Source organism: Lactobacillus helveticus DSM 20075 = CGMCC 1.1877, from assembly GCF_000160855.1.
Taxonomy (GTDB): Bacteria; Bacillota; Bacilli; order Lactobacillales; family Lactobacillaceae; genus Lactobacillus; species Lactobacillus helveticus.
In genome coordinates, this window is record NZ_GG700752.1 from 298569 (window position 1) to 309235 (window position 10667).

The 10667-nt window shown below is 37.1% G+C and carries 14 protein-coding genes; 5 read left to right on the plus strand and 9 right to left on the minus strand.

All coding sequences use genetic code 11. From position 1 onward, the window contains the following. Positions 1-86: 86 nt before the first annotated feature. From pepI to HMPREF0518_RS01380, 3 genes are read right to left on the minus strand one after another with little or no spacing between them, the layout of a single operon-like run. Positions 87-971, minus strand: coding sequence for a proline iminopeptidase (pepI, locus tag HMPREF0518_RS01370; protein ID WP_003625363.1), 885 nt, complete (start codon positions 969-971; stop codon positions 87-89). An 8-nt stretch (positions 972-979) separates the two neighbouring features. Further along, positions 980-1633: an energy-coupling factor transporter transmembrane component T family protein gene (locus tag HMPREF0518_RS01375; protein WP_003625366.1), complete on the minus strand. Its 654-nt coding sequence runs from the start codon at positions 1631-1633 to the stop codon at positions 980-982. Between the two features lie 3 nt (positions 1634-1636). Next, positions 1637-2986 carry an ATP-binding cassette domain-containing protein gene (locus HMPREF0518_RS01380; RefSeq protein ID WP_003625367.1) on the minus strand — a complete coding sequence of 450 codons (1350 nt, stop codon included), beginning with the start codon at positions 2984-2986 and terminating at the stop codon, positions 1637-1639. A gap of 158 nt (positions 2987-3144) precedes the next feature. Here HMPREF0518_RS01380 and HMPREF0518_RS01385 point away from each other — a divergent pair, with 158 nt between their 5' ends. Then, a complete protein-coding gene (locus tag HMPREF0518_RS01385; RefSeq protein WP_003625369.1) occupies positions 3145-4086 on the plus strand; it encodes an AraC family transcriptional regulator in 942 nt (313 codons plus the stop codon). 81 nt (positions 4087-4167) lie between these two features. Here the strand turns inward: HMPREF0518_RS01385 and HMPREF0518_RS10560 are convergent, their stop codons facing one another. From HMPREF0518_RS10560 to HMPREF0518_RS01415, 6 genes are all read right to left on the minus strand, one after another. Next, positions 4168-4629, minus strand: a complete 462-nt coding sequence (locus HMPREF0518_RS10560; protein WP_003625371.1) for a DDE-type integrase/transposase/recombinase — start codon at positions 4627-4629, stop codon at positions 4168-4170. A gap of 171 nt (positions 4630-4800) precedes the next feature. Beyond that, positions 4801-4956 carry a hypothetical protein gene (locus tag HMPREF0518_RS10565; protein ID WP_003625372.1) on the minus strand — a complete coding sequence of 52 codons (156 nt, stop codon included), beginning with the start codon at positions 4954-4956 and terminating at the stop codon, positions 4801-4803. Positions 4957-5174: 218 nt separating this feature from the next. Beyond that, on the minus strand, positions 5175-5663 hold the full coding sequence (locus tag HMPREF0518_RS01400) for a helix-turn-helix domain-containing protein (protein ID WP_023192429.1): 489 nt from the start codon (positions 5661-5663) through the stop codon (positions 5175-5177). A gap of 91 nt (positions 5664-5754) precedes the next feature. Next, positions 5755-6651: a zinc metalloprotease HtpX gene (gene htpX / locus HMPREF0518_RS01405; protein ID WP_003625376.1), complete on the minus strand. Its 897-nt coding sequence runs from the start codon at positions 6649-6651 to the stop codon at positions 5755-5757. Between the two features lie 14 nt (positions 6652-6665). Continuing rightward, positions 6666-7226 carry a LemA family protein gene (locus tag HMPREF0518_RS01410; RefSeq protein ID WP_003625378.1) on the minus strand — a complete coding sequence of 187 codons (561 nt, stop codon included), beginning with the start codon at positions 7224-7226 and terminating at the stop codon, positions 6666-6668. A 66-nt stretch (positions 7227-7292) separates the two neighbouring features. Continuing rightward, the gene (locus HMPREF0518_RS01415; RefSeq protein ID WP_003625380.1) at positions 7293-8414 is read right to left on the minus strand and encodes an SLC13 family permease; all 1122 of its coding nucleotides are present in this window, start codon (positions 8412-8414) and stop codon (positions 7293-7295) included. Between the two features lie 177 nt (positions 8415-8591). On the opposite strand from HMPREF0518_RS01415, the gene HMPREF0518_RS01420 reads away from it, so the two are divergent. From HMPREF0518_RS01420 to HMPREF0518_RS01430, 4 genes are all read left to right on the plus strand, one after another. Further along, positions 8592-8996: an iron-sulfur cluster biosynthesis family protein gene (locus HMPREF0518_RS01420; protein WP_003625382.1), complete on the plus strand. Its 405-nt coding sequence runs from the start codon at positions 8592-8594 to the stop codon at positions 8994-8996. A gap of 13 nt (positions 8997-9009) precedes the next feature. Further along, complete coding sequence (locus HMPREF0518_RS09585; protein ID WP_023191967.1) at positions 9010-9249, plus strand: glycerophosphoryl diester phosphodiesterase; 240 nt, start codon at positions 9010-9012, stop codon at positions 9247-9249. Positions 9250-9329: 80 nt separating this feature from the next. Continuing rightward, complete coding sequence (locus tag HMPREF0518_RS10000; protein ID WP_003548644.1) at positions 9330-9470, plus strand: hypothetical protein; 141 nt, start codon at positions 9330-9332, stop codon at positions 9468-9470. Between the two features lie 104 nt (positions 9471-9574). Beyond that, the gene (locus tag HMPREF0518_RS01430; protein WP_003625387.1) at positions 9575-10435 is read left to right on the plus strand and encodes a hypothetical protein; all 861 of its coding nucleotides are present in this window, start codon (positions 9575-9577) and stop codon (positions 10433-10435) included. Positions 10436-10667: the final 232 nt, after the last annotated feature.

The window sequence follows — 10667 nt, forward strand, 5'->3', positions numbered from 1 at the left end:
TGGCTGCTTGATTCTCTTCATTTACTCATTATCAACAGGAGTTGACAAAGAGCTAAAAAAGCTGACCAATCGAGGTCAGCCTATTATCATTCATCATGTTGATCCAGCCACTTCTGTAGTAGTGCAACATATTCATCAGTTTTCTCAACAAAGGACATGTGACCGCATCCCTCAAACAAACGCCATTTGCTGCTGGCAATCTGATCTTGCATAGTCTTAGCTACATATGGCGTACATAAATCATCAGTTCCGCTCGTAATCAGAGTTGGAACTTTTATTTTGCTCAATTTATCCGTGTACTCATAGTCATGCAGATTGCCTTCTGGCGTATACTCGTTCGGGCCCCATGCCGTTTCATATGCCACAGTGCCGCCACGCTTTTTGCGCATCACGCATTTCGGCCAGGTCTTCGTCATATCAATGGCATGCTGGTTCATGAAATGCTCGTTAGCTTTCAGGTAATCTGGATCGTTAAAGTTGCCAGTCAACTCAGCCCTATGAATCGCTGCCTGCTCCTCAATTGGCAAATACTTAATCATGCGGTGGAGTTCTTTACTCCAAAGGGATGCCGATGACAGGGTAGAAGACAGAATCAAGCTCTGAATACCTTCTGGATGATAGTCACACATGTAAATAATGGCGAGCATCCCGCCCCAGCTTTGTCCAAGCAAATGCATCTTGCGTAATGCTAAATGCTCACGTAAAGCCTCTAATTCTTTCACCCAAGTTTCCTTAGTGTAAAGTTCAGGATGATCATCAGGGATGCTGCTTTCACCGCAACCGAATTGGTCATACATAATGATGCGGCGGCCATCTTTTTGTGCTAATTCGTCCAGCACCTCAAAATAATTGTGGCTTGAGCCAGGTCCGCCGTGCAGCAAAACTAGTGGCGGCTTCTCGCTTCTTTCACCAACAATTCGATAATAAGTTTCATAGCCCATGAAGGGCATTTTTCCTTCAATAATTTCCATCTTTTTGCCTACTTAAAAATGAACAACGAAATATTAACCAAAATCAATAAAGTAAAGAAAATCAGCCAGTCTTTTTTAGTTAGCGGAATTGCTACAATGGTTGCTCTTTTCTGTCCTTCAACGTAGCCGTGGGATTCCATGCCCTGCGCCAAGTTGTCGGCAGAGTTGAGCGCTACCAAGATTGCCTTAAAGTAGAGCACCGGTGACCAGAAGCTCAGGTACATTCCGCGCATCATGGCTGATGTACGAATCTGCTTCACTGCAGTTTTCATCCGCGGAATAATGTTGATTGCCGCCAAAACGCCATAAGCGAATTTGCTAGGTAGATGCAGATTTTGTTCAAGTGAACGAGCAAAATCTGTCGCGGTGGTGTTCCTCGTGACACAAGCAATGGTCAAAGTATAGACATACACACGGGTCGACAGATTCCAAGCATAATAAGCATCAGGAGTCGGTGAAAACCAGAACAGCGACGCAAATATCGTGAACGACGCAATAAATGGCACGGCGATTAACAAAATCAATTCCTTGATCTTGATTCTAGTAACCAGGAGATAAATCAACGCAAAAGCAATGACGATTAAATTGGTGGTTAAACTCGCCTTCAAAGATATTTCCAGGGAAATAATAAAAGCCAAAATAAACTTTAAACTAGAATTCATGGCTTACTCCTCCACATATTTTAGCTGTTGATCCGCAAAAACCAGCCTGTAATCGCAAAAGTCAGCTAACGCGTCTATCTGATGGCTAATGATCAAAAACGTCTGCTGGAGCTTCTCTTGGCATTCCTGCATCAGCTGCAAAACTAAATCAACTGATTCGTGATCTAGTCCGCTCAATGGCTCGTCAATTAGCAACACATTATGCTTTGTCATCAGCATTAACAAAATTTGCAGCTTTTTTTGTTGGCCACCTGATAGAGAATAGACTACCTGATCAAGGTGCTGTTTTAGTTGCAACTTTTCTAGCCATTCATCAATTTTTGCATCAGTGAAAAAATTATTGCGATCTTTTTTGCTTAATTCAATCTCGTCTTTAACTGTAACTGTTAGAAACTGATCGCTTGCCTTTTGAAAAATTTGTGCTATTTGTGATAAATATTTACGGTATTTTATCTTTGAAATTTCATTATCTAAATAGGTAAAATTACCTTTGTACGGAATCATTTTATTCATTGCTTTAAATAGTGATGTTTTGCCGACACCATTTGAACCAGTAATTAGAGTTGTTTTGCCGTAGATTTTTAATTTGTTTTGTTTGAGCAAAAGACGATTTTGTTTGATCTGTGTCTTGTTTAATTCAAAAACAGGTGTGCCAGTTGGCAACGCAAAAGAATAAGATTGCTCATGAAATTGTTTATTTTGCTTAAACAATTTATTTTTTTCATTAGCAGATAATTCTTTAACGGTTTTACCTTCAAATTGATATAGGTGATCACAAATCTTCTCATAATCATCCAATACGTGGTCGCTTAATATGATCGTTCTTCCAGTTTCAGCTAAACTTGCTAATTTTTCTATCAAAAAATGACGCGTGTTGGGATCACAACTAGCAAAGGGTTCGTCTAGCAGAAAAACATCGACATCCATTGCAATTAAGACGGCTAGAGCTACATGTTGTTGTTGCCCACCTGATAGTGTATTGATTTTTTGGTCAAGCAAATCTGCAATTTTGGTGAATTCCACCGCTTTTTTTATGTGGAGGTCATAATCCTTAGCTTTTATTTGCAAATTTTCTAACGCAAAGATGATTTCTTCACGTGGCGTTGTCATCGTAAATTGTTCCGCAGCATTTTGAAACATCATGGCCGCTTTTTGACCATGAAGATCAATTTTTCCCGTTAATTTTCCGGCGTATTTTGGATAGAGTCCCGCAATGATTTTTAATAGGGTAGATTTGCCACAGCCTGTTGGTCCAATCAAGAGATTAAAACCGGGTGCAATATTCATATTAAGTTGGTTGATAAGGGGTTCTTTTTCGTAAGAAAAAGTTACATCACTAATTTCTATCATCATAATATCTGATTGTACAAAATGATTTTTTGCCTGTCTACTGCCGTAAAAAGGGTCATTTCAGTACAATAAGGCAATTATATACAATACTAAATATCTTTTTGTTTTATAATGAACTTATAGTACTATTATTATTTGTTTAATTTAAGGAAGGTGGACATATGGCAGCTGTTGCTTTGGACCAATATCTAGCCAGCGTATTAAAATCAAACATAACAGATACAAACGAGGTAAAACTCGAAGCTGGCAATCCTGATTTTGATCTGTTTACAATCTACCTTGAAAATCATAATACTGGCATTCATCGTTATCGGATGGATGTCTCGACAATCTTATATGTCGCCAAAGGTACTGTGACGATTAAGAGTGGTGAAAAGATTATCCCAATGAAATCTGGTGACGTTCTTTTGCTTACGGAAAATAGCATTTATGAGGTTACAAAACAAACATCAGATACAGTACTTGCTAAATTAAAATTTAAGCCTGGTTTTAAATATCGTAAATATTTTAACGATTTTAGTTATAAAGGAAACCGAGAGATTAAGGTTATTAAGCAAATCGTTGACAGCCTTGAAAATGAACATGTTTTATGGCTGAAAAATAATCAAATAACTCGTGCCTCTCAAGTAATGCAGCACATTATTGGAGGATATTTGAACAATGATTTATTCATTAAAGCCTTAATTCAAGCTGAACTAACTGTCATGTTCATTATTTCAATTAGGACGCAAAGAATGGCTACACCAACTAGCTTGGACAAGACCAAATTTGAAAAGAAATCATTGAATAATTACATTGATATGCATTTTGCGGACGTATCTTTGGCAGAAGCAGCTAAGTATTTTGGCTTTAATCCTAACTATTTCTCCAATATGGTTAAGGCAAAGACTGGTAAGAGCTTTGTGGATCATGTTGATGAAAGAAGAATGCAAGAAGCACGTGAGTTGCTCGCTCAACCAGATTTATCATTGAAAGAAATTATTGGTCGAGTAGGTTATTCCAGCAAGTCATTCTTCTATAAGAAATTTAACCAATACTATCACATGACTCCTGCAGCAATGCGAGAAGAATTGTTCAGACAAGCCAATATTAATTTAAAGTAAAAAGAATCTGGAAACTGATACATTCCCTGTCAAGTAGACAGTAGAATTACATAAAGTTTTTAGTCCTCAGTTGATTATTAATCAGTTGAGGACTTTTTTAGCTTCTTTAATTTTCTTTTCGTATATCTTTTGCCAGTATCTTTCAATTCGATGATTTGGTGCGATAGGACAACTCTTGATATTGCCTTTGAGTGCTTCTTTTCGCATTTCCTTGATGAGACCTTGCCAGCCTTCCATTGGACCATTGTCAATACAGCAGCCAACACGTGACATAGATTGGATCATGCCTTGCTTTTTCAACTGGTTTTGGAAAGGCGCACGAGTGAATTGAAAGCCGCGATCGCTATGAAAGAGCGGATAGGCATTCGGATAAGCTTTAATAGCTTGCTCATAAGCTGATTGAACCGAGGCAGTATCATTATGCTTACTAATTGCATAACCTACAGGGTATCGATCATAGAGATCAAAGATATGCCTTGGGCAAGTTAGGAGCAACGTCCTCAGTAATATCCGTACACCATTTTTCGTTAGGCTTAGAAGCATTAAAGTTTCTCTTTAGTTTGTTTTCGGCTGTCTTCTCGGGCGTTGTATGTTTGAATTTAGGTTTCTGATATCTGGGCTTTTGCTAGCTGATGCCATTAATGCACATTAAACGGTAAACAGTTTTATGATAAATTGGCTTTTCATCAGGCATTTGGCGATTAACATCCATCGTCATTTTTCTGTTCCGAACAGACTATTATTAGACTGAGCTATTTCGATAATTTTCGCTTCAATCCTTTTATCTCGTTCATCACGCTGGCTAGACTGACGTTGAGGATCAAAATATTTGTAATAGGCTGAGCGGGCTATTTTAGCCCAGCGGAACATTAGATCAATCTTCCAATTGTATTTTTGATGGCAATCATGAATTAGTTGATGTGTTTCTATTTTCCAACGTTTTTTATTGCGGCTTGTCTATATTTTGGTTGTCCGGCAAGCACATCCTTTCTAGTTGATCTAATTTTTTTAAGAATTCATTCTTGGCTTGTTCCTCTTTCAGCTTTCGTTCCAACTCTTGATTCTGCGGTTGGCTAAATCTAGCTCGCTCAGTTCTTCTGGCTGCTTGCGTCTGCCTCTGTATAGTTCTTATTATGATTAATACAGTACTGAACAATTTTGATTCTTTCTGATTGGGGAGTTTTTCTTCTTACTTTAGTCATATGAACCTCCGGATGGGGATCATAGTCCCGATTATCTATATGATTATTATACTTAGAAACCCACCTAAATACTGTGTTGCGACTTCTAATGCCATACTTGTTAGCTAAAGAAAACAAGGAGCTATTGCCATTTAAGTATTCCTGCACAACTTTTTCTTTGAATTCTTTAGAGTAATGCGCATTATGTTTGGCATTACTTAAGAAAGCATCCTGATTGCTTTGATACTGATGGACCCATACAGTTACTTGATCTCTCCCATATTTTTCCGGCATATTAAGTCGTCTAGCTATTTCAACAGCACTCATATTTTCGCTTAAATACTGTTCAACTGCCCATTTCTTTTGCTTAAATGAATACATACTTTTTCTGGACATAAAAAATCCCACCTTCGTAAATAATTGAATACTTTATGTATTTCAATTATTTACGAAGGTGGGATTGTATCAAACTTTCCAGATTCTTTTTTTACATTTGTTCAAGTCTTTTTATTCTGTCCTCTGTAGGTGGGTGAGTATCAAACAGATGTGATAGGCCATGATTATGAAATGGATTTTCGATATATAATCCAGCACTGCTGCGGTCAGCTTGTTTCATTGGCTGACTGTTTTCAATTTTTCTCAAAGCGGAAATCAATCCCTGCGGATTGCGCGTTAATTCTACAGATGAAGCATCTGCTAGGTATTCTCTGTTACGCGAAAGCGCCATTTGCGCAAGGGAAGCCGATAATGGTCCTAAGATTAAGACAAAGACAATGGCTACCACTTTAAAGATCATCTCAAAGGCATTGGAATCGCGATCATCATCACTGTCACGGCTTTCACCTGCAAACCAAATGTAGCGGGATGCCATGCCAGAAATGAATGAAATTACTCCAACCAATACAACGGCAATGGTGGAAAGCAAAATATCATAGTTGCGAACATGTGATAATTCGTGTCCTAACACACCTTCTAATTCTTCTCGGTTCATTAATTGAAGAATTCCCTCGGTTACAGCTACCGCGCTGTGATTAGGATCGCGTCCCGTCGCAAAAGCATTTGGGCTTGGATCAGGGATAATATAAACACGCGGCATTGGCACTCTGGCTACCATCGCCATGTCTTCGACAATATGCCACAATTCAGGATTATCTGCTTCCTGAATTTCTTGAGCATGGTTAAGACTCATAATCATATTGGCCGGATTTTGCCACATGATTAATAAATAAATCAAACTACCTGCTAAGGCAATAATAATTCCCATCCAAGGGCGATTGCTAAAGAGATAGCCTAATCCAGCACCAACAAGGGTTAAAATCACCACAAAGAGGACCATAATTAACGCAGTTTTACGCTTGTTACGGGCAATTTGTTGGTATAACATAATTTTCCTTCTAACTAAAACTTAACTTTAGGGACAGCCTTTTCTTCAGTTGGAGTTTCCAAGTAATCGATCTTGGTAAAGCCGTGAATCTTAGCAATTAAGTTGGAAGGGAAAGTAAGCAATTTTTGATCGTAAGATGCAACGCTTGAGTTGTAAAGCTGACGAGAGTAAGCAATCTTGTTTTCTGTGTTAGTCAACTCTTCTTGGAGTTTTAAGAAATTCTGATTTGCCTTTAAGTCAGGGTAAGCTTCAGCCAATGCAAAAATTGATTTTAAGGAATCAGTAATTTGATTGGACAACTTCATTGCTTCTTCGTGATCTCCCTGAGGAACGTTGACCAATTGATCACGCAGCTTAACTACACCTTCTAAAGTTGATTTTTCATGTTTGGCATAGCCTTTGGTAGTTTCAACCAAGTTAGGAATTAAATCATTACGACGCTTAAGTTGAACGTCAATTTGACTCCATGATTCATCAACGTAAACACGAGATTTTTGCAATCCGTTGTAAATGGCAATATAGATACCGACTAATAAGACAATGATAATTAAAATTATCCATACTAATGGTGACATGATTTTTCCTTTCTATACGTTTATTTAATTTTATCCATTTCTGATATTGGAGGCAATAAAAAAGAATTAAATTCTGAATATTAATAATCCTAATCCAACGATAGTTAAAATAATCAAACCAGCAAACTGCATGATCGTCCATTGAATAAAGAACTTCTTCTTGCTTACGCTACCGTGTTGGTTGAAGCTCTTTAGTACCAGCATATTGGCCATAGAACCAATAGCAGAACCAAAACCACCAATGTTTGAACCTAAGAACAGGGCTTGGGCGTAGTTGGTAAATTTACCAACCAAAATGGTTGATGGCACGTTGCTCATTACCTGACTTGAAATGGTTGAAGCAAAGTAAGTTGAGATTTCGGAGTAGACCATATCATGAATCAAGTTAACAATTGCCGGGATTTGTTGGATATCACTGATAAAGATGAAGAAGCCTGTAAAGGTAAGAAGTAGGGCATAGTCAATCTTAAGCATAATGCGCGGATTGATGGCAAGTGCTAAAACGATGGCAACAATCAATGGCCAAATGATGTCGATTGCTCTGAAGACACCAAAGAAGAAGAAGATAAATACTACGGTTGTAATAATAGTAGGGGGGCAACTAATTCTGATAGGTTCTGTTTTTTGAGTAGGGATCTCGTTTTTAGGAATGAATAAAAAGACCAACAACATAAAGACCAACAACATAATGATTAAAGAAATTATCAGATAAGGCGCAGACCACTCGAAAAACTTAAGTGGACTGACGTTGTACCGACTTACTAAGAAAATATTGTGTGGATTCCCCCATGGAGTAAACGCAGCACCAATATTTGCCCCCATACCAATTAAGGTAACAGGCAAAATTTGTGGCAGCTTATATCTCTTCGCAATATTTAAATAAAGCGGAATTAAAGTCAATGCAGTAATATCGTTACCCAAAAACATCCCCGCGATAACCGCAAGGGCTGTAAATAACATATTAAGCTTGCGAGTATTATCTGCAATGCTTGTAAGTTTATACGCCAAAATATCCAGAACGTGCAAGTAAGCATAGATCTGGATAATCGTTAACATCGCGGCAACAGACCATAGCGTATGAAAGTTAATATCTGCAAACCGCGGTCTAGCAAAAAAAAGACTGATTACCGTAATTAAAACGGTAATTTGTAAAATTCTATCTTTAGCAATATTCTTTAAGACGGTCATAAAAGGTCCCCCTTACATATTACAATCGTCTAAAAACCCTATTTACCATTTTGAGCCTTTTTAATGTTGCTTGCAATGCTAAATTTTAAAAAGTTAAAGATAAAGCGCATTTTTAGGCATATTTTTAGGAAAAAACGGGGTAAAGTGATAAACTATAGTTAAAGCGAGGTAATGAACATGACAGAAAAAACTATTTCAATCAATATTAAACCTGAAGCAAAAGAGTTAATCGAAAAGAAGATGGATAAGGACCATCAAATTGTAATTTTGGCCTTAGATGATGGTTCAAACAAATACTCTAAAAAAGGTGGTACTTGTACCATTGGTGATAGTTTTCAATTTGTTACTTTAGAAAAGCTAGATCCTAAGTACAATATTAAAATTGAAAATAATGCAGGACTTGATTTGTACACTGCAGAGCCAGAGACTACTTATTTTGAACCAGGCTTAGTATTAAATGCTCGTGCTTCAACTTTAAGTTTGTCTTCTGACAGCGGAATTATTGATGGTGGTGTGACTGTCAGTCAATATGAACCAGAAGAAGTTACAGCAGACGATCTGAAAAATGGTGGTCAATGCTAAAGCAATTATAATAATGTGTGTTGATGAAGAAGACGAGGGATACCTCGTCTTTTTTGTTAGAACTAGGAAAGTGATTAGTAATGATGAAAAGCTAATGAAGAAGATGATGTATGAGCAGGTGGATGGTTTAATTACCGATCGAGTAAAGCTGGCTAAAAAGACGATCAAAGAATTTCAAGATGATTCAAGTTATGTTAACAGGATTTTGAATTATATTACTGTGGTTCATATGCCTAATGATCTTGAAGCTTAAATCAATGAAGACTTGATCTTGGCTTAATGTAATGCTAAAATATACTAGATTTTCGAAAATCTGAAAGGAAGTATAGTACTATGCGTAAAGGTGAAAATTACAACACTGGTTGTGAACCAAACCAAAGACCTAAGAACAAGAGAAACGCAAAGAAGCGTGTTGCTCACGTAGCAGCAGTTGTTGCTTTCTTGAACAAGGCCGCAAAAGACGAAAACAAGTAATTTCGTTTTTAAAACAAGAAAACAGAGAGACTACTAAGAGATCATAAGATTTCTTAGTAGTCTTTTTTGTTTTACATTGGGAATTTTTTGAGGGGACTTAAGTGATGACTAAAAAATATATCCGACTAATATATTTGACTTTGATAGCAACACTTGTTTTCCCAGTAATTGTATTATGGATAGCAGAATCTTTCTCACCAAATGTTGATAATGGATTGATGATGATCTTCCTGTTAGCGATATTTGTGGGTCTTTTTTCTGCACGGTATACGATTAGCTGGTTGATCATTATTTTGACTACGATAGCAGCGGGATTCCTTCTGCTGGGCTATGTAGTAATGCCTGCTTCTGAAAAATTGGCTTTAATTATAGTTCTTCCAATTGAAGCCACATTACTGAGCATATTGCGACACCATATCCTTGAATGGAGAATAATCTCTGCGCGAGAAAAAGACGTCCAAAGACATGTTGCTCACTATAATTTGAATGTAAAACTGCAAACCTACTATAATGCGAATAAATTTTACCAGCGTGAATTGCAACAAATAGAAAACTATGCCGATCTTAATTTATGGACATATGTTGGCTTAATTCGTTGTGAACGATATAAGCAATTATCAGAATATTATCCAGATGAATATTTGAGGATTTTGCGGCAAATCGCTAAAGATTTAAAAATAAGTCGGCTAAAAAGTGAATTTATCTATTACATAGCCGATGGCACATTTATGGTAATTTCACCGCAAATTACCCGGGAAATGATGGAAAAAATAAATACTATTACGAAAGAGAATTTGCGTAAGATGTCTATTCCTATTCCGATTGATTTAAAAATGTCTATGCAAAAAATAGATTTAGAGAATTATCAGGAATTTCCAGAATTATCTAAACTGGCTAAGCATTTACACCGAGGCTTGGAAACTGACATTATTGTCGAGTATTTAAAGGAGGATCAGGATGACTAACTGGTTCTACTTTTTGGCATTAGGCATAACCTTATTATTTATAGTTTGTTTCGTAATTATTTTCTTTTGCGCACTAAAAATTTATTGATTAATTGCCGGAGAAAACACGGGATTTCAATCCCGTGATGAATCCGGCTTTTTTCTTTTGTTTTTTTGCTTGTTCCCCCTCTTTCTTAAACATATGTTTGATATAATCTTAAAAAGAAAGTAGGGAACAAATGTGCTAAAAGGG